The 17,902-nt window shown below is 67.6% G+C and carries 23 protein-coding genes; 11 read left to right on the top strand and 12 right to left on the bottom strand.

The window, feature by feature from the left end:
* Positions 1-142: 142 nt before the first annotated feature.
* The 8 genes from PBV52_RS26785 to PBV52_RS26820 all read right to left on the bottom strand — a co-directional run bounded on the left by PBV52_RS26785 (position 143) and on the right by PBV52_RS26820 (position 4,766).
* Positions 143-1,111, bottom strand: coding sequence for an STAS domain-containing protein (locus PBV52_RS26785; protein WP_274241594.1), 969 nt, complete (start codon positions 1,109-1,111; stop codon positions 143-145).
* A 256-nt stretch (positions 1,112-1,367) separates the two neighbouring features.
* The gene (locus tag PBV52_RS26790) at positions 1,368-1,637 is read right to left on the bottom strand and encodes a hypothetical protein (protein WP_274241595.1); all 270 of its coding nucleotides are present in this window, start codon (positions 1,635-1,637) and stop codon (positions 1,368-1,370) included.
* A 45-nt stretch (positions 1,638-1,682) separates the two neighbouring features.
* Positions 1,683-1,928: a hypothetical protein gene (locus PBV52_RS26795; protein WP_274241597.1), complete on the bottom strand. Its 246-nt coding sequence runs from the start codon at positions 1,926-1,928 to the stop codon at positions 1,683-1,685.
* Between the two features lie 162 nt (positions 1,929-2,090).
* A complete protein-coding gene (locus tag PBV52_RS26800) occupies positions 2,091-2,294 on the bottom strand; it encodes a hypothetical protein (RefSeq protein WP_274241598.1) in 204 nt (67 codons plus the stop codon).
* 4 nt (positions 2,295-2,298) lie between these two features.
* Positions 2,299-2,856: a DUF5994 family protein gene (locus tag PBV52_RS26805; protein ID WP_274241599.1), complete on the bottom strand. Its 558-nt coding sequence runs from the start codon at positions 2,854-2,856 to the stop codon at positions 2,299-2,301.
* Between the two features lie 264 nt (positions 2,857-3,120).
* Positions 3,121-3,618, bottom strand: coding sequence for a cupin domain-containing protein (locus tag PBV52_RS26810; protein WP_274241600.1), 498 nt, complete (start codon positions 3,616-3,618; stop codon positions 3,121-3,123).
* Positions 3,619-3,810: 192 nt separating this feature from the next.
* On the bottom strand, positions 3,811-4,230 hold the full coding sequence (locus PBV52_RS26815) for a VOC family protein (RefSeq protein WP_346283440.1): 420 nt from the start codon (positions 4,228-4,230) through the stop codon (positions 3,811-3,813).
* 2 nt (positions 4,231-4,232) lie between these two features.
* Complete coding sequence (locus PBV52_RS26820; protein ID WP_274241602.1) at positions 4,233-4,766, bottom strand: nuclear transport factor 2 family protein; 534 nt, start codon at positions 4,764-4,766, stop codon at positions 4,233-4,235.
* 104 nt (positions 4,767-4,870) lie between these two features.
* Here PBV52_RS26820 and PBV52_RS26825 point away from each other — a divergent pair, with 104 nt between their 5' ends.
* The 4 genes from PBV52_RS26825 (at position 4,871) to PBV52_RS26840 (ending at position 8,902) form a co-directional block, all read left to right on the top strand.
* Entirely contained in the window at positions 4,871-5,767 is an 897-nt protein-coding gene (locus PBV52_RS26825; RefSeq protein ID WP_274241603.1) for a LysR family transcriptional regulator, read from the top strand.
* Between the two features lie 750 nt (positions 5,768-6,517).
* Positions 6,518-7,111 carry a DUF4433 domain-containing protein gene (locus tag PBV52_RS26830; RefSeq protein ID WP_274241604.1) on the top strand — a complete coding sequence of 198 codons (594 nt, stop codon included), beginning with the start codon at positions 6,518-6,520 and terminating at the stop codon, positions 7,109-7,111.
* Positions 7,095-8,216 carry a macro domain-containing protein gene (locus tag PBV52_RS26835; RefSeq protein WP_274241605.1) on the top strand — a complete coding sequence of 374 codons (1,122 nt, stop codon included), beginning with the start codon at positions 7,095-7,097 and terminating at the stop codon, positions 8,214-8,216. The genes PBV52_RS26830 and PBV52_RS26835 overlap by 17 nt, the downstream gene beginning before the upstream one ends.
* A gap of 44 nt (positions 8,217-8,260) precedes the next feature.
* On the top strand, positions 8,261-8,902 hold the full coding sequence (locus PBV52_RS26840; RefSeq protein WP_274241606.1) for an HAD family hydrolase: 642 nt from the start codon (positions 8,261-8,263) through the stop codon (positions 8,900-8,902).
* On the opposite strand, the gene PBV52_RS26845 is transcribed toward PBV52_RS26840, so the two are convergent.
* From PBV52_RS26845 to PBV52_RS26860, 4 genes are all read right to left on the bottom strand, one after another.
* Entirely contained in the window at positions 8,899-9,750 is an 852-nt protein-coding gene (locus PBV52_RS26845; RefSeq protein ID WP_274241607.1) for a DUF1932 domain-containing protein, read from the bottom strand. The genes PBV52_RS26840 and PBV52_RS26845 overlap by 4 nt on opposite strands.
* Positions 9,747-10,334 carry a guanylate kinase gene (locus PBV52_RS26850; RefSeq protein WP_274241608.1) on the bottom strand — a complete coding sequence of 196 codons (588 nt, stop codon included), beginning with the start codon at positions 10,332-10,334 and terminating at the stop codon, positions 9,747-9,749. The genes PBV52_RS26845 and PBV52_RS26850 overlap by 4 nt, the downstream gene beginning before the upstream one ends.
* Positions 10,331-11,347 carry an AAA family ATPase gene (locus PBV52_RS26855; protein WP_274241609.1) on the bottom strand — a complete coding sequence of 339 codons (1,017 nt, stop codon included), beginning with the start codon at positions 11,345-11,347 and terminating at the stop codon, positions 10,331-10,333. Before PBV52_RS26855 ends, PBV52_RS26850 begins: the two co-directional genes overlap by 4 nt.
* 234 nt (positions 11,348-11,581) lie before the next feature.
* Complete coding sequence (locus PBV52_RS26860) at positions 11,582-11,932, bottom strand: GntR family transcriptional regulator (RefSeq protein WP_274241611.1); 351 nt, start codon at positions 11,930-11,932, stop codon at positions 11,582-11,584.
* Positions 11,933-12,451: 519 nt separating this feature from the next.
* Between PBV52_RS26860 and PBV52_RS26865 the strand changes: the two genes are divergently transcribed.
* The 7 genes from PBV52_RS26865 to PBV52_RS26895 all read left to right on the top strand — a co-directional run bounded on the left by PBV52_RS26865 (position 12,452) and on the right by PBV52_RS26895 (position 17,897).
* Positions 12,452-12,832 carry an RNase adapter RapZ gene (locus PBV52_RS26865; RefSeq protein WP_274241613.1) on the top strand — a complete coding sequence of 127 codons (381 nt, stop codon included), beginning with the start codon at positions 12,452-12,454 and terminating at the stop codon, positions 12,830-12,832.
* A gap of 92 nt (positions 12,833-12,924) precedes the next feature.
* Positions 12,925-13,107: a hypothetical protein gene (locus PBV52_RS26870; protein WP_274241615.1), complete on the top strand. Its 183-nt coding sequence runs from the start codon at positions 12,925-12,927 to the stop codon at positions 13,105-13,107.
* A 230-nt stretch (positions 13,108-13,337) separates the two neighbouring features.
* Entirely contained in the window at positions 13,338-13,628 is a 291-nt protein-coding gene (locus PBV52_RS26875) for a hypothetical protein (protein WP_274241616.1), read from the top strand.
* Positions 13,625-14,632, top strand: a complete 1,008-nt coding sequence (locus PBV52_RS26880; protein ID WP_274241617.1) for a DUF2637 domain-containing protein — start codon at positions 13,625-13,627, stop codon at positions 14,630-14,632. Before PBV52_RS26875 ends, PBV52_RS26880 begins: the two co-directional genes overlap by 4 nt.
* Positions 14,632-15,033 carry an RRQRL motif-containing zinc-binding protein gene (locus PBV52_RS26885; RefSeq protein ID WP_274241618.1) on the top strand — a complete coding sequence of 134 codons (402 nt, stop codon included), beginning with the start codon at positions 14,632-14,634 and terminating at the stop codon, positions 15,031-15,033. The genes PBV52_RS26880 and PBV52_RS26885 overlap by 1 nt, the downstream gene beginning before the upstream one ends.
* Before the next feature lie 2 nt (positions 15,034-15,035).
* Positions 15,036-15,353, top strand: a complete 318-nt coding sequence (locus PBV52_RS26890) for a hypothetical protein (RefSeq protein ID WP_274241619.1) — start codon at positions 15,036-15,038, stop codon at positions 15,351-15,353.
* 315 nt (positions 15,354-15,668) lie between these two features.
* Positions 15,669-17,897, top strand: a complete 2,229-nt coding sequence (locus PBV52_RS26895) for a cell division protein FtsK (RefSeq protein WP_274241620.1) — start codon at positions 15,669-15,671, stop codon at positions 17,895-17,897.
* The last annotated feature ends 5 nt before the right edge of the window (positions 17,898-17,902 follow it).

Genomic DNA, 17,902 nt, shown 5'->3' on the forward strand with positions numbered 1-17,902 from the left:
CACCCGGTGGCGTACCTTCGGCGGGTTTGCTGATGGGGTCCATCGTGCGATCCCGTCCCGGGCGGCCTGCGGTTGCCCGTGTCTGTCGCTCGCCGGGAACGGCTCCGCCGTGGTCGCGCGGCCGAACAGCTCTCGGCACACATCAGCCTACTCCGGCCGTGGCAGACGGCAGGACCAGCACGCAGGGGGCGACCGGGCCGGGCAGCCCGATGATCTCTCCGAAGTTCTGCCAGCCCCAGGACTCGAAGGCGGCTTGCCCGGCCTGGTCGAACGGATGGAGCAGGGCGACCCCCAGGACGGCGCGCCGGTCGGTGAGCAGACGCTGCTGCAGGCGGCGGGCGATGTCGCGGTGCTGAGCGTGCGGATGGGCCACGACCTGAGTGAGTACGACGAACCGTGCGCAGGCGGTGAGCCGTTGGATGCTCTCCTGCAGCGTTCGGTCGAACCCCCGGCGGCCGGAGCCGTCAGGGCCCACCGGAAAGCCGTAGGCGCAGCCGACCAGCACCGTCGTCTCGGCGACCAGCAGCGCGAAGCCGGGACGGTGGGCGCTGACCGCCAGGCGGCGCACGAAGTCCGCACGGTCGTGGAACGCCTCGCCGGGGGTGCCCGCGACGGACGCCATGGCCAGGTCCGCGATGTCCTCCCGCACCCCCTCGACCTGCCAACGGCTCAGTCGGCGCAGACGGATCCCGTCCTTGAGGACCGGCTGATCCGACCCACGAACGGGCTCATCAGGCGTCCGTGTCCCGGTACGCCTGAGGTCGCCGAACAGCTCGGGCGGCGCGGGACTCGTGGGGGCCGCGAGGAGCGCGGGGGTGGAGCCGGTGGCGGAGAGGAGCCGGGTGATCTGCGCGCACGGGTGGTGCAGCCGCAGGGAGGCGTGGACCCGGTCGGCGCGCCGGGACGCGCCCAGGAAAACGTCCAGGCCCTTGGCATCGCAGGAGCCGACCGTGGCCAGGTCGACGTCGATGACGGTGACGCCGTCGCGCAGACACTGCTCCAGTGCGGCCCGCAGCAGCGGCACCGTGGCCGGTCCGATCGTACCGACGAGCGTGACGAGCGTCTGCTCCCCTCGGTTCCGCCGGTGGATGTCCAGCCGGGAAAGGACCATCACGCCTCCCCTCGGCGGGAGCGCAGACCGACAAGGGCACGCGGAGCGAGCGCAGCCGTGATGAACCTGCGCGAACCTGCTTCGACCGCGGCGGACATGATGTCGACCCGTCTCCGCACCGACCGATCGGACGGCCCGGGCTCTTCTCTCGCCGAGGACGACCCGGCGTGGCGGCCGGAATGCGCGATGCCCTCGGTACCTCCACCGTACGCCGCCCGCAGCCCTCCTCGACCTGCTGCGCGCACCGAGTGCCGCGTCAGCCCCGCGCCTCGTCGGCTTCCATGAACTGGATCCCCTTGTGCGTCAGTGTGACCATCGCGGGTGTGTTTCCGCGTGCCCAGTCGACCTCGATCAGCCCCTCGACCGCCAAGTACGTGCAGGCCGCTGCCAAGTCCTCCGCGGGGATGGACAGATCGTGGCACAGCTTCGCCCCGGTGATGCCGAGGAGACGATTGCCTTCCACGGCCTCGTACAGGGTCTGCATGATCGCCTCGCGGTAGTGCTTCCGCTCGTGCAGTGTCGCCATGGCCGCCTGCCTTTCTGCGCGCCGGCACCTCCGCACACCGTCCGGCTAAGCGTGATCGCCCGGGGCGGACTGGCTGGTCACCAGCCAGGAGCGCGCCGGCTCCGGCATGTGCGTGGTGTCCACGGTGAGGTCGAGACGTGTTCCGCCGTCGGCGCCTGCCGGGTAACTGCGCTGCTCGGTGGCGTCGAAGCAACGGCGGAGGACCTCCGCGACATGGCGAGCCGCCTCCGGGCTCGCGGCGATGATGTGGACCTGCGCGTGCCCGCTCGGCGGCAGTTCCGGTGACTTCATGGTGCTGCCTCGTTCATTCGGGACGACGTGCATCAGGGGCGATAGGGCGATGGGACGGTGCGTCGATGGGCAATGCGTCGATGGGTGTGACGGCCGCCGCCTCACACCCACCGCGCTCGACCGGAAGAAGGTCTGCGTCCTCGGCGTTCGCCCTCTCGATCCTCACGGAGTGTGGCGTCGCCAAGGGGGCTCATCCGAGGCGGCCGTCCCCGGCCTCTTCCGGTTCCGCCGACGGATTCCCGGTAGGGCGTCGCTGTAGGGGAACGCCCCGATCCTTTCGTCATGCTGCGCGTTGAGCCGGTGGATCAGGAACATTCCCGCGACGATCGCAACGATGATCACGGCGGCCGTGACGACTGTCTCCACGTCCTCACCTCCTCGGGGCGGAACTCACGGGCCCAGCTGCCGAAGCGGCTCCGCCGTCGGTCTCCCATTCCTCTTCCCGGTCCCGGACCTCGGCCGCGTCGCGGCTCATGGCCTCGTCGGCCATCAGAGCGCTGGCGGTGCGCAGGCCTCCCGGAACGGCTGCTGCCGCCATCAGCCGGGCGGCGGTGGCCGTCTCCGTCTCCGGCGGGATCACCAGCAGGTCCAGGCGGCCCACCGTGTAGGAGAGGACGATCAGTTTGTTCGGGTCCTGCTCGGCGGCGAACCAGCCGACGTGCACGATGTGCCCGGTGACAGGCACCTTGCGCGGGATGACGGGCCAGTGCGCCGGGTTCACGATGACGCGGGTGATCCGCCCCCAGCACGCGTCCAGCGCGTCCGTCAGAGCGGGGATCTCCCGGAGGAGATCGCGGGAACGGGGCCACCAGGCACCGTCCAGGAGACCTGAAGCCGAGGCCTGCGAGGCCGACGGGGTCAGGGACAGCCGGGCCGGCGCTGAGGACAGGCGCTCTTTGGTGATCGTACGGTCGATGGTCGCGGTCATGACGCGGACCCGTCCCCGGGGCTGGTCTTCGACGTCCCGGTGTTGTTGCTCGCCAGGAACGACACCGACATGGCGGCCGGTGCGCGAAGTACTCCTGGTGCTTTCACTCTACGCCGTTGCGAGGCCCCCGGACGCGCACGTGACCAGGCATTTTCCCGAGAAGGCGGGCCCGGTGCCGCTGGTGAGCGGCACCGGTACGGCCCGTGCTGCGACGGCCAGGGCTGTGCGGGCGGAACTGGACGATCTGCTCTTTGGTGGGCGATGTCAGCGGGCGGCCAGTGCCTCCCGCCATGCGGGGCTGTCGACGTAGTGGTTGTCGTAGTGCTCCGAGGAGTCGCGGATCTCCTGCACGCTGGCCTCGCCCTTGGCGACACGCTCCAGCAGCCGGTAGTAGTCGAACCTGGCCAGCCCCGGCGTGAAGAGCACCAGCGCGTCGGCGTCCCGGCCCGAGGCAGGGGCGAAAGCATGGGGAACCCTCGGAGGAACCAGGAAGAAGTCACCCTCCTCCAAGGTATGCACCTCCTCTCCGGCCAGAACCATCATGGAGCCGCCGAGGACGAAGAGGAGTTCGCTGGCGAGGGTGTGGAAGTGGGCGGGGGCTCCGGGAGAGCCCGTCTGGAGTGTCGCGCGATTGGCCGTCAGCGCGCCGTGTGTGTCGTCCGAGTCGGCGAAGAGCGTGATGAGGCTGGAAGGACCGTCGGCCAGGCGCTCCGCTTCGGAGGCACGGACGAGCAGCGCGGACCGTGAGACGTGCGATGACATGACTGTTCTCCTGCAGGGAAGGGGGGCCGCCCGGAGATGGCCGGCCGATGCGTTTGCCGGTGCCCACGGGACGCGGGCACGGATTCGACGGGGGAGCAGGTCCTGGAGAGCGCCGGAGCCGGCGTCTGGTGTGCAGGGGCTGGCCCTGACCGGCGCGGACGGTCCGGCGGGGCAGGCTCGCAGCCTCGGATTTCACTCGCTCCAGGTGCGGGAACAAAGGACGAGAAGGTAGCCGTCGGGATCCGCGACGGTCACGCCGTGCTCGTCCCAGTACGGGTTGTGGGCGGCCACGCGGGTGCCACCGACGGCGAGCAGACGGCTCACCAGATCCTCGCCGACGGCCTCCCCCAGGTAGACGACGAAGAGATCGTCGACGGTCGGGGCGGGTTCGAGCGGCTGCTCGGGGTCGTGAGTGAGTTCGAGGTGCCAGACTCCGCCGCGCGGACCGATCATGAGCAGGTCGTGCTCCCCCGGAGCGTGCTCGGTGGTGCGCCAGAGCACCTCGAGGCCGAGCCCTTCGACGTAGAAGCGCATGGCGGCGGCGAGATCCCTGGAAGGTCGTGCGATGCGGATCCGCGTGTTTGTGCCTATCGGATGAGGAGCGCCGACCATGCTCAGTCTCCGCTGCCGAAGATGGCGGCGGGGTCGCCGGTGTACCAGGCGGTGTCGATGTGCAGGTGCTGGATGACCCAGGAGTCGCCGTGGCGGACGAGGTCGACGGCGTAGTGGTTCTTCAGCAGGGCGTGCTTGCTGTGGTCGGCGGTGAGCAGGTGCTGGGCCTCGACGAGGGCGGTCAGGCGGGCGGTGTCGCCGTCGACGGCGACGCGCGGGTTGGTGATCTGGTGGGTGGTGTCGACCTGGCCGGTGAACAGGCCCAGGATCGTGGTCACGATCGTCTCGCGGCCGGCCATCAGCGGGGGCTTGGCGCCCCACTTCGCGGCCGCGGGCCGGAAGTCCAGTTCGGCGTCCTCGGCAAAGGCCGAGGCGAACAATTCCCGGTTCTTGAGGTCCTGGCCGAGGGCGAATCGGTACAGCGCATCCGTGATCTCCGTGCGGTCCCGCAGCTCCTTGGTGACTGCCGCGATGTCCGAGGCCGGGGCGGACAGGGCGTGGTCGTCGGTGACGTACATCGTGTGTGAACTCCCCATGCAGACCGTGGTGTTCGAGCACCTTCAGCCTCCGCCCGGCCGACTGCCTGATCAACGAGAGCTTGTGCAAGGATCGTGAACCCACACTTAACGATGGAGGGGGCATGCTGGAGCGGCACGAGTTCGAGGCGTTTCTGACGCTCGCCGAAGAGCTGCATTTCGGCCGCACGGCCGAGCGGCTGCACCTGTCCACGGCCCGGGTCAGCCAGACGATCAGGAACCTGGAGCGACGCGTCGGGGCTCCGCTCTTCAACCGCACCAGCCGACGAGTGGAACTGACCGCGATCGGGCGGCAACTCGACGAAGACCTGAGGCCCACGTGGGCCCGGATCACGGCGGCCCTTGAACGGGCGATCGACGCCGGGCGGGGCATCACCGGCCTGCTGCGCGTCGGGTTCGTCGACGCGGCCGGAGGGCAGCTGCTGGTCGGGGCCAGTGAAGTGTTCCGCGTCCGCCATCCCGACTGCGATGTGCACATCCGGGAGGCGCGGATGTCCGACGTCGTACGGTGGCTGCGCGACGCCGAGGTGGACGTCGTACTGGCCGGCTTTCCCGTCCAAGATCCAGGCATTGCCATGGGACCGGTGCTGGTGCGCGAAGCCCGCTTCCTGGCCCTCCCCGCCGGGCATCGCCTCGCCCGTCAGGAGTCCGTCTCCGTCGAGGACATGGCCCGGATCAGGATCCTGCGGGTCACCGGTGCGGTGCCGGATTCCTGGCGCGATGTGCACACCCCGGATACGACACCCGCCGGACGGCCGATCGAGCCCGGCCCGTCGGCCGTGACCTTCCAGGAGGCCCTGACCCTCGTCGGCGCCGACCAGGGCGCATTCCCCGTCGGTGCGCATGCCAGGCGCTACCACGCACGCCCCGATGTGACGTACCTGCCGTTCCATGACGCCCCGCCGGTGGAGTGGGGTCTGCTGTGGCGCGTGGATGCGGAAACCGCCCGCGTGCGAGCTTTCAGCCAGGCCGCGTTCAACCTGACCCGCAGCCACCGCTGAGCCCGTTTCGTGCGGTCCGTGGTGACCCGGTGGTAGCTCTAGCCTCCGCGACGACCGGCGCGGGCATCTCCAGCACGTGCTGATCTGGGGGTTGGAGCCTGTGCTCGACCGCTTCCCCGCGGTGAGCGCGCGCTGCCTCTGTGGGGGGAGGGATGGGAAGCCGCCCGGGAGCCGGATTCCGAAGTTGGCTCCCAATTGGCTCCCAAGAGGGCCGGGGAACGAGTCAGGGGCCCGACCCGCTCTCACGGATCAGGCCCCTGACCTGGTACTTCACTGTCGGGGTGGCGGGATTTGAACCCACGACCTCTTCGTCCCGAACGCGATCAGGCCCCTTTGTGACCTTGGGTTCCGGCTAACTGACTTGCTCGTTCGGCTCCGGCACTGTCCACTACAGTCCGCGACAGTTTCGGGTCGGCTGCTGCGTTTGGCCCCCCGTTTGGCCCCCGAGTGTCCACCACTCAGGCCGCGTCTGGGCTGGTAGTGGGCTTGCTGCGGGGAGCACGTACTGAACCGATCGTGTTGGTGCGCTGTCGTCGGCGAGCAACCGCATGACCCTCGCGGTACAGAGAGCTGACAGCGCATGCCCTGCCGAGTCCGCCGGGCGTCTGGTGCGGCAACTGAGCATGTCTGGGGTCGATGTCAGTGCCAGCCTGCATGATGTTCCTATGGCATCCGCTGACGAGCCGCCGGGGTCCTGGCGTAGCTCTCTGCGGCTGGGACACGGAGACGTCTCCGCAGATAGGAGCGAAGGTGGAGCGTGAGAGGGTCGCTGAGCTTCATTACATTACCCCCATTTCTAATCTCGCCTCCATAGGAACTCATGGCCTGTTGAGCCACCACGCTGCGGAGGCTGTAGACCACCTGTCGGTTGCCTTACCTGATGTACAGGACAGGCGTGCACGCAAAGTCGTTCCGAATGGCGGGCCGCTGCACTCTTACGCAAACCTGTACTTCGATGCGCGAAATCCGATGATGTATTACTTGACGCGACACGGGCACGATGACCTGATTGTTGTGAGAGTTGCTCCGAGCGTTTTGGATATTTCGGGTGCCGTTGTAACGGATGGGAATGCGGCTGCCGATACGACCCGCTTCCTTGCCTCGCCGTCAGGTTTGTCCTTCTTGGAAGCCAAGCTTGTATATTCTGACAGCTGGAATAGCAACGACTACTGGCAGTATGTTGAGCAGAAGCGTGCGCGGTGTGCCGAAGTTCTGGTGCCTAATTCTGTATTGCCTAATTACATCGTCGGCTGTTATACTTCGAATAGCGAGCATGCGGAAATCTGCAGGGCTGCACAGCCTCATTGGAAGGTGGAGGTGAATAAACGTGTCTACTTCCGCTGACAACGTGCGGATCGTTCAAGGTGATTTGCTGAAATCTTCTATGCATGGACTCGTGAACACGGTCAACACTGTTGGAGTGATGGGCAAGGGGATCGCCCTTGCCTTCAAGAAGCGATATCCGGACATGTTTGCGGACTATGTTCGCCGGTGTGATGCGAAAGAAGTTCACCTAGGGCAGCCGTACCCGTTTGAGGTTGATGGGCATGTAGTTATCAACTTCCCGACGAAAGCTCACTGGCGTAGTGTGAGCAAGCTATCGGACATCGTTGACGGCCTCGAATACCTCAAGGCGAACTACCGTGCGTGGGGCTTGCGTTCCATCGCTGTACCGCCCCTGGGCTGCGGCAATGGTCAGCTTGAATGGGCGGTAGTTGGTCCTATCCTGATCGACCACCTTGCGCAGCTCAACATTCCTGTGGAGCTTTACGCTCCGCATGGAGTTGACGTAGCGGGCGGCCAACTCAATCTCTGGGATGATGAGCAGAGAGATGAGCCGCAGAGGAAAATTGATCCTTCGCTGATTGCGCTGGTCGAAATCCTGCATCGCCTTGAAGATCAGCCGTACCGATGGCCAGTCGGTCGCGTAATGCTTCAGAAGCTCGCGTACTTTGCAACGGTGGCCGGATTGCCGACAGGGTTCGAGTATGAGCGAGCTAGCTTTGGGCCGTTCTCATCGCAATTGAAGCCAGCAATCGCGAAGCTTCAAAATAACGGTTTGCTCGATGAACGGCAGCGCGGGAGGATGTTCGAAGTTCGAGTGGGTGACGCCTACGAGGCTGCTCGCAAGGAATTCACTTCCCAAATTGAGAAGTGGGATCAAGTCATCGATTCGACGTGCGACCTGGTCGCGCGATTCGATACGACACAAGCAGAGATCGCGGCTACCGTCCATTACACGGCCTATCATCTCTACCGCAGGAATGGTGATCTTCCGACTGCTACGGAAGTTCTGAATGCGGTGGAGGCTTGGAAGGTTAGGCGCGTGCCCCCGTTGAAGCGTGAAGATATTCTTCGCGCTATCGCTAACCTCGCAACACGGCAATGGATTCGGGTACTTCCTGATGAATCTATCCAGGAAGCTGCTGAGGAGCTGAGCCTGATTTAGCGACCGTGAGGCCCCCGCTATCCGTCATGTAGCGTCGCTGTGTGATGGCACTCTTCGATCTCGATAACACCTTGGTTGACCGGCGCGGGGGCCTGGAGGAGTGGGCCCGCGGCTTTGTGCGGTCGCGGCGACTGCCAGGGGGAGCGCAGGCCGTCATCTGCGAGCGGCTCCGGGCGCGGGCCTACCCGGCGGACTTCGTTCATCTGCGGGAGGCGCTCGGGCTCCGCGATGACCCGGGTGACCTCTGGCGCGAGTACGTCGATGGCGTCGCTCGGTCGGTGCGCTGCTTCCCGGGGGTACGGAAGGGTCTAGAAGCGCTGCGCGGCGAGGGGTGGACGCTCGGCATCGCGACGAACGGCGCCGGGGACATCCAACGGGCCAAGCTCGCCGCGTCTGGACTCGCGGCGTACGTCGATGGCATCTGTGTCTCAGAGGAGGTCGGAGCCAGGAAACCGGCGCGCGAGCACTTCGAGGCTGCCGTTGCCCTGTGCGGCCTCCGACCGAGCGCTGGAGGGTGGATGGTCGGAGATAGCCCCGAGACGGACATGGAAGGAGCCCGCGCGGCAGGGCTTCGTACGGCGTGGGTGACCAATGGCCGTACATGGACCGATGGCCTTCGCGAACCCGACATCGCGGCGCCAGACGTCGTGAAGGCCATAGTGGCGATGCGGCAGGCGATGGCCTAGTCAGGTTGCCGCTCGGGAGCATCGTGCAGATGCTCAAGCACCTCGGGGGTGCCCAGGGACGAATCCCTGAGGTCGTCCCACCGGCTCATGATCGTGGCCGCTGCCTCCGCGAGTTCTGCGGGAAGCCCGGCTTCCCGCAGGGTGGCCGCGGCCTCTTCCAGCTCGGGGCCCCAGCGCCATGACCGCGCGGCCACCTTGGGGATGTAGTTGGTCTCCGCGAGGTAGCTGATGGTGCGCCCCTGCGCGATGTCGAGTAGCTCCTCCTCCACTCCGTAGTCACGGGCCAGGGCGTACGAGACCGCAGCGAGTACGCGACTCGTCTTCTGGAAGCTGCTGTACGAGAGCTTGAGCGCGGAGGCGCGGCCGACTCCGCCGGAGAGTGCGTGCGCGTGAACCGCCGACCCAGAGAAGAGCGGCGCCACAGACGCCAGTGCACCCTTCGGCCCGGACAGGTAGAGGCGGGGAGACTTCGAGTCGGACGGAGGCGAGCCGATGATGGACCCGTCCACCACGATCGCCCCGCCACGAGCCACGATGGCGTAGACGCGTGCCATCGTGGCCGGAGAAATCGCGTTGCAATCCAGGTAGATCCCCGCGAACGCGTGAGCCGCGACCTCTGTTGCGACATCCTCCGCGTACGCCGGCGGGCAGATGCTGAGGATCACGTCCGCCGCGTCGACCAGCTCCCGCAGATCGGTCGCTGAGGTCAGTCCATATCTGAGAGCCCGCTCTTTCGTCGCGGAGCTGCGCCCGGTCGGGCACCACAGAACCTCGGCTCCGCTGAGCCGGACCTGTGCTGCCACCGCGGCGCCCATGCTGCCCGGGTGCAGGACTCCGACGACGGTCATCCGACGAGCCCGGGGATATCGCGCACTTCGGGTGGCGCGCCGGCCAACCGCGCTTTGTCGATGGCCTGTGCTGCCTGAGCTGCGCTGAGCTGGTCGGTTCGGATGACGAGTGACCAGGGCTCCGCGGCATGGTCCAAGAGATCTTGCCGGGTCTCGTGCCAGACCTTGAGACGAGTGTCCAAGTCCTTGTCTCCGCGGCCCTGGCAGCGCTGACGCGTCACGTCTTCGGGGCACCACAGGAGCACCCGCGCCCAGTTGATTGGGTGGGCCGCGACGGCGTGGGCTCCGGTGACCTGGCCCACGTGGAGGACGGGGATACGTCCCGCGTCGACAAGCGCGGAAACCTCGCCGCGGTCGATGGCGTACTCCGCGTCGTACCGGCTGTTGCGGTAAAGGATCTCTCCGGCCTGTGCCAGTTCCTCGACGTGCTCGGCTGTCGTGAGCCGGTACCCGGCAGTCCGTCCGGGGCCCGCTTTGAGCCGCTGAAAGAGAACGAACTCCGGCCTCAGGGCGGATAGTTCGGCTGTGATCGTGTCCTTGCCAGACCCCGGAGGACCGTAGAGGATGACGCCGGAAGGGCTCATAGTCCGCCTCCACTCAGTACGTCGCGGGCTTCATCGACCAGGGCCACGGCGGCGCCAAGCCGGTTGTCGACCACGAAGTGCGGGCCCTGTGGCCGCATCTTCAAGTCAAGCCCCAACACGTATTCATCCCAGGACTCCATCTTCCAGGCGTCGCGTGCCGCCCCGCGGAATTCAATGTACTCGCGCATGGACTCAGGGTCGCACTCAACCCATATGGTCGCGACGGATACGCGCTTTGATCGGCAGCGGTTCTGGAAGCGCTGCATCCATTCGGCTTGAGAGAATTCGGTGATGAATGGGGCGTCCAGGATCGTTGAGATTCCGCAATCTACGTTGTCCCATGCGGCTTCCATGAGGCATCGATATTCGAGCGGTCGAACCTTTTCGCGGTAAAGTGCCGAACTTCGGTCGTGAGCTTCTCCGCCCAATGCGACCAAGAGTTGGTCCACCAACGGACGTGTCAGTGAGTCCTTGTCCAGGATGGGCCAGCCGGTGAGCCCTCCGAGGAACTTTGCGAACTCCGACTTTCCCGACCCCGCATACCCTCCGACCAGGATCACGGTGGGCCCGTCGACGTTTCCCCCTGCGGTGTGGCGACGCCATGCGTCGACCACGCGATTGCGCAGAGCCTCACTGTCCACGTTGTCAGTGCCTTCGCGGATGCTGCTGAGCGCTTGACGTACTGCGTCCGGTTGGTTGGGGAGCTTTCGCTCAGCGGAATCGGGCGCCGGTACGGATTCCACAGGGGCATCCTCTCCGGGCAGTGCCTTGCGGAAGCCAAGTTGAGCTTCGTTGCGACGATAGAGACGGCAGTACGCCCGGCGGTAATGCGGACCGGGATATACCGAACCCTTTTCGTGGCCCCAGATCGTTTGGAAGTTTGCGGCAATGTTGAAGCCGTGACGCTCCGCGATTTCTCGGAGCTTCTCCCCCGTGTCTTCCAGGGTGAGCCCTATTTCCTCGCGATGCATTCGCAGGAGATCAGGCTTCCAATCTGGGTGCTTCCGAGCCATCTGCCCCTCCTAGATAGCTAGACGGAGCCGCGAGTGTAGCGGCTCGGCTAGGCCTATGGAAATTCGTGATAGTGCATGTGTAAGCGGATGTATAAAACCGCTTGGACTTTCTCAGGTAGCGGGACGTGATACCGGTTTTCGTGCCGTGGCTGTGAAGTAGTGCACACACCGAACGAGGAGGTTCAGATGCCCCGCGGCGCGATGATTCAGGCCCCACACCAGCTTGCCGGAAGGTCACTTCCCTTCCAGGGTCGCGACGCGTTGGCGCAGCTCCCCGACCTCGTTCCGCAGTTGGGCGACTTCCTCGCGCAGTTCGGCCACGATCCCGATCGGATCGGCGAGCTGTGCGGCGCGGTCCGCATTGGGGGTCAGGAAGGCTCCCTTGCCCTGGTGGCTCACTGCGAGGCCGTCCGTCTTCAACTGACGGATGGCGTCGCGAGCGACGGTCACCGTGACCTCGTACGTCTCCTGGAGCTGTGCGAGCGAGGGGAGTTGTCTCGTGTCGGCGAACTCACCATCCGCGATACGTCGTCGCAGGTCATCGGCCACCTGCTGATAGGCCGGCTTGCCGGTCCACTCGACCATCTGCACCTCAAGTCTCGTCTCGGTCTCTGCCTCATAGTGCCTCAGCCGCAGAGGTAGAACCAGGGTTCCAGGCTGCTTGCTCCGCAAGGGGACTTGACGCACTGTGCCTCACAGTGCACTCTGAGGCAGAGTTGAAAAAGCGGCTCACCCCCGAAAGGGCGGAGCGCTGGAACAACCCGTTTGACCTGCACGAATAGCGCCCGGATGTATGGCCCGGAGCAAGCGCTACGAAGAACTCAACAGAGTGCCGACCCAGCCACCTGAACACGGGTGGTCGATGGGTGCGGGTCACCACCCCGACCGCCCATGTCGGGCCGGGTGACCTGCCCGGATCCGCCCTACGGGGCGGTGACTGGCACTGCGTGATCTGACATCCACAGAACCTTCCGCGGCATCTGCCGCGCTTCGAATCTCACCCTCCGCCGTGCTTGTCGCGGCGGCCGGCTGCCTCCGCTGCTCGTCGCGTACGAGCAGCGCTGAGGGGAGCCGGAACACCCCTTCGCTTCCTAGGAGCGCTTTATGGCTGCTGTTGAGATCGTTTCGTTCGGCTACCTGCACGACGCACCGCCCGCCGCGCACCTGATCATCGACTTGCGTCACCACTTCCGGGACCCGCACATGTCGCCGGAACTGCGGTACATGACCGCCGACGACGAGCCGGTACGCACCGCCGTGGAGAACACCCCCGGCATCACGGACCTGGTCGCGGCCACGGCCACGGCGGTCGCCGCGTTCGCGTCCGGTCCCAGCGCCGGGACCGTGACCGTCGCCGACGGATGCGCCGGCGGACGCCACCGCGCCCCGACCTTCGCCCGCCTCCTCGCGGAGCGGCTCGCCGCCGCCGGGCACAGCGTCACGGTCTCCCACCGCGACATGGCCAAGGACGTCGTCCAGCGCTGACGACTGCCCGCGCCGCAGGACCCCGAGTGCCTGCGGCAAGGGGAGTCGGCCAGAGCGGCCGGCCCAACTCACCGACCCAAGGAGCGCCGTTCATGGGCAAGCACAACAGCGACACCAACGGCACCACCACGTCCGGCGAGACCGTCATCCACTCCAGCCACACCACCACCGACGCCAACGGCCGCACCCACACGGAGACCCACACGGTCGTCCAGGGCCCCGGCAGCATCGTGGTCAACGGCGACAACCACGGCGGCATCCAGCAGACCTTCTGATCTCCGCCCGCCGCACCCGTCTCGCACCGCCGGGGGCCATCTACGGCCTGGACACCCAGTACTCCCGCAGCATCGCCCCGGCATCCAGCCGTGAAGGGCGCCGGATCGAATCCGGCCCGGGGCACTCTCCCTTGCCGCGCTCGCGGCTCGGGTTCTTCCGGAGCAGCCGTCGTCTCACCAACACGCCTGCGGCTGCTCCGGCTCCCGTCCCTCCCACTTCAGGAGCATTCATGCGTGCGTACATCGGTCGCCAACAGGCCGTCTCTGTCGAAGACTTCGCGGAACTGGCGCTCGGTACCCCGGTTGAGCTGTGGCTCGGGGTGGAGGGCGAGAGCGACGAAGAGCGCGCGGCCCGTGAGGACGCGGCCCGCGACATCCTCGCCGACAACCCCGAGATGCCCGACGACCTGGTCCGCATGGCCGCGCAGGTCATCGAGGAGCACCCGGACCTGTTCAACGTCACCCCGCTCACCCGCCCCGCCCGGCGCCGCCGCCCGGCACGCAAGGGGGTCGCGGCATGACCACCACGACCCCCGCACCGCAGGCGCCTGCGTCCGCGGTGCCGCCGCTGACGAAGCCGGAGATGGGTCTTGCGGGAGTCGGCGCGCTCGCCGCGGCCGGTGTCGGCGCGCTCGGTCTGATTGCCTCCTTCGATGCCGTGTCCGAGGCCGCGGCCCGCTGGGGTTTCGGTGAGCCGTGGATGTTGCCGGTCGGTATCGATGTGGCCATCCCGGTGTTCACCGTCGCCAACCTGCTGCTGATCCGGATGGATATGGCGCTGGCGTGGGTGCGGTTCGTGCCCTGGCTGCTCACCCTGGTCACCTGCGGGTTGAACGTCGCCGCCGGACACGGCGTGTGGGCCAAGGTCGCGCACGGCACGATGCCGCTGCTGTGGGTCGTCTTCTCCGAGATCGGCGCGCACATCTACGCCGTCCGCATCGGCGCCGCCACCGGCCGCCGCATGGAGAAGATCCGCTGGTCCCGCTGGCTGATGGCTCCGCTGTCCACGTTCGCGCTGTGGCGGCGTATGACGCTGTGGGAGGTCACCTCCTACAGCCTGGCGCTCACCTGCGAGCGGGAACGACTGTTGGCTCGTGCGGACCTGCACGAGACGTACGGCTGGAAGTGGCGTTGGAAGACGCCACGGCGTGATCGCGTGATGCTGCGCATGGGCGAACTCGCACCCGCCACCGAGCAGGAGACGCCCGCTGAGCCGCCGGCGAAGATTCCGCCGGAGCCCTCGGTCGACCCGAAGCCGCGCCCGCCCCGCCGCACTCCGGCCAAGGGCAAGGGCAAGGGCAAGGCTCAGCGCACCTTCGAGGACGCGCTGACCGAGGCCCGCAAGGTCACCGTGGACTGGACGGACGGGGAGCTGACCGCGGACCGTCTGCGCACCACGCTGCATGTCTCGCAGGCCAATGCCCGAAAGCTGCGCGACACCCTGAAGGGCGAGCGCGCTGAGGGCCGCCCGCTGCACGCGGTGGACGCCCCGGAAGGCCAGGAGCCCGAGGCTGAGGCCGCCTGATGCCCGGCGCATTCGGCAAGTGCTTCGACCCTTCCGGCAGCCAGTACGGCATCCCCACCTACCCGTGGCGCTACGCCCCCGAAGGGCTCGCCACGCGCCGCCAGCTCCGTGCCCGCGGCTTACGTCCGGGCGGACAGTCGATCGCGGCTCAGGTGCTGCGCCCGCGCTACCGGCGCGGCCCGCTGGTCGCCTACCTCTACCGCGTCGACCGCGCCAAGCCCGTACGGCCGATGACGCCGGGCAAGCGGGCCGCGCTCGCCAAGGCGATGCGCGCCCGCCGCACCTGCCCGAACTGCCGCACCGACGCGGGCTACGTCATCCCCAGCTCGCTCGGCATGTGTGTGCCCTGCGCCTTCCCTGACACCCCCACCACCGTGCACGACACCCCGAGGAGTACCTGACCATGGGCAAGCCCAACACCCGCCGTCTGGACCGCGAAATCCAGCAGGCGACCCGCAAGCTCGAAGCGGCCCGTAAGGGCGAGATGTGGCCCCTGACCGGTGCCGAGAAGCGGGCGGTAGTCCGGGCTCTGGCGGGCGGCTCGTACAAGGTCGCCCGGGGCAAGAGCCCCGGCCGCGCCGAACGCAAGCTGGAGACGCTGTGGACCTCGGTCCAGACCCGACTGAGCTCGGATCTCACCGCCCTGCAGACGGAGCGGCAGCGGATCGTGAGCGAGGCCGCCACCGCCAAGGCCTCCAAGAAGTCCTCCGGGTGGTGGTGACCATGCCCCGCACAGACACGCCGCCCGGCGAGTGCCCGCAGTGCTGGCAGCACGCGCACGATCGGCGCGCCCCCGCAACCTCCGAGGGGACTGCCCGCAGTGCGTGGACCACATGCGCAACGGCTGCCCGAACGTCGTGCCCAAGAAGCCGTCCCGCTGGCGGTGACCGCCCCGCGAGAAGGAATTCAGGCATGCACCTGAAACGGATCAGCACACTCCCGCCCGGCATGTAAGCCCACGGGCCCGGCCGCTCACCTCCTACAGCGTTCGGCCGGACCCGCTCTCCCTCACACCCGAAAAGTGGAAGGACCCTCAGTGAAGCACCCCGACGACGACAACGAACTGTTCAACCGGCTGGAAGCCGAGATGAACGCCGACTCCGGGGGCGAGGTAGTCGACCTCGACAAGGCGCGGTCGGCCCGCGCGGAGTCGGCCGACCCGAGCACCCGACCCGACTCCGACGGGCCTGCCGACTCCGGCGCGGACCGGTCGGGTGGTGAGTCGGGCGACCCGACCGCGCGCGTGATGGTCGACCAGTCGGCCCCAACCGCGTCCGGTCCGGGCTACCTCGGTCGGCTGCTCGCCGCGAAGCGCCGCCCGGTCGTCCCTGTGTGGCTGAAGTCCGTGGGCGAGCTGAAGACCGCGTCGGCGTGGGTGGCCCGCCACTACGCCCACTCGCTCGGCTACCACGCGCTGCGCTCCCCGGTCTACGCCCTCCGCCTGACCCTGCAAGCCCCGTCGGGTGCCGCGAAGTTCGTGGGCGGCGCCATGCGGTGGGTGGCCGACCGTGAGGGCGAGCCGGTCCGGCTCGCCGCGGTCCGCCGCGAGGACGCTGCCGAGTACCTGAAGCTGTCCCGGCAGCGCGATGGTCGGGTCCGACTCCGGACCCTGGTCGCCGTGCTGGCGATGTTCGTCGGGCTGGGCTCCGCGCTCGCCGTCTACGTGCTCGCCCCCGACTGGCTTCAGGACCTGTCGGTCGGGGCGGTCGTGCTCGCGCTCGGGGCCGCCGGCCGCAAGGCGGACGACCCGGTCATCCACCGGGCGGTGGAACTGCCCGCGGCTGTCAAGCTCACCTCGGACATCGTGCTGCGGGCGCTCGGCTCGCTCGGCATCCCCGCCATCAACCAGGCGCAGGGCAAGGGCCGTGACGGGTTCGAGTTCACCGCCCCCATCACCCGTGACGGACCCGGCTGGCGCGCGGAGGGCAACCTGCCGTACGGCGTGACGGTGACGGACATCATCGAGCGGCGCGAGCGGCTCGCCTCGGGTCTGCGCCGTCCGCTGGGCTGTGTGTGGCCCGAGGCGGTGCCGAACGAGCACACCGGTCACCTCGTGCTGTGGGTCGGCGACCAGGACATGTCCCAGGCGAAGAAGCCCGCATGGCCGCTGCTGAAGTCCGGCAGCACGGACCTGTTCAAGCCGGTCGCGTTCGGCACCGACCAGCGCGGACGCTGGGTCGAGATCACGCTCATGTACATCGCGGCCGTGATCGGCGCGATCCCGCGCATGGGCAAGACCTTCCTGCTCAGGCTGCTGTTGCTTATTGCCGCTCTGGATCCGCGCGCTGAGCTGCACACCTACGACCTGAAGGGCACCGGCGACCTGGACCCGGTCGGTAACGCCGTCTCGCACCGGCACCGCGCCGGGGACGAAGAGGAGGACATCGAGTACGCGGTGCGGGACCTGCGCGCGCTGCGCGAGGAACTGCGCCGCCGGGCGAAGATGATCCGCACCCTGCCGCGGGACATCTGCCCCGAGTCCAAGGTGACCTCCCAGCTCGCGGACATGAAGCAGCTGGGGCTGCACCCGATCGTGGTCGGGGTGGATGAGTGCCAGGTCTGGTTCGAGCACGACAAGTACGGCAAGGAACTCGAAGAGATCTGCACTGACCTGGTCAAACGCGGTCCGGCTACCGGGATCGTGCTGCTGCTCGCCACGCAGCGCCCGGACGCGAAGGCGCTGCCCACCGGCATCTCCGCGAACGCGTCGGCCCGGTTCTGCCTGAAGGTCATGGGCCAGTTGGAGAACGACATGGTCCTCGGTACGTCCGCCTACAAGCGCGGCGTGCGGGCCACCATGTTCAGCTGGGGTGACAAGGGCATCCACTACTTCGTCGGTGAGGGCGCGGACGCCCGCATCGTGGGCTCCGTCTACGTGGACGCCCCGGCCGCCGAAGCCATCGGCGCCCGCGCCCGCAAGGCCCGCGAACTCGCCGGCACCCTCACCGGGCACGCACTCGGGGAAGAGCCCGAGGCAGACGAGTCCAGCGCGTATGACCTGCTGCGCGACATCCTCGCCGTCGTCCCCGCCGACGAGCCCAAGGTGTGGTCCGAGACGGTCGTCGCCCGGCTCGCCGACCTGCGTGAGGACGTCTACGACGGCTGGGACCCCGAAGGGCTCGCCGCAGCGTTGAAGCCGCACGGCATCTCCACCATCCAGGTGGGCCGCCGGGTCAACGGCAAGGTCGTCAACCGGCGCGGCATTGACCGCTCCCACATCACCGCAGCGATTGCGGAGCGTGACGGAAACCGGGACGCGGGATGAGTATC

This window comes from Streptomyces sp. T12 (genome assembly GCF_028736035.1).
Lineage (GTDB): Bacteria > Actinomycetota > Actinomycetes > Streptomycetales > Streptomycetaceae > Streptomyces.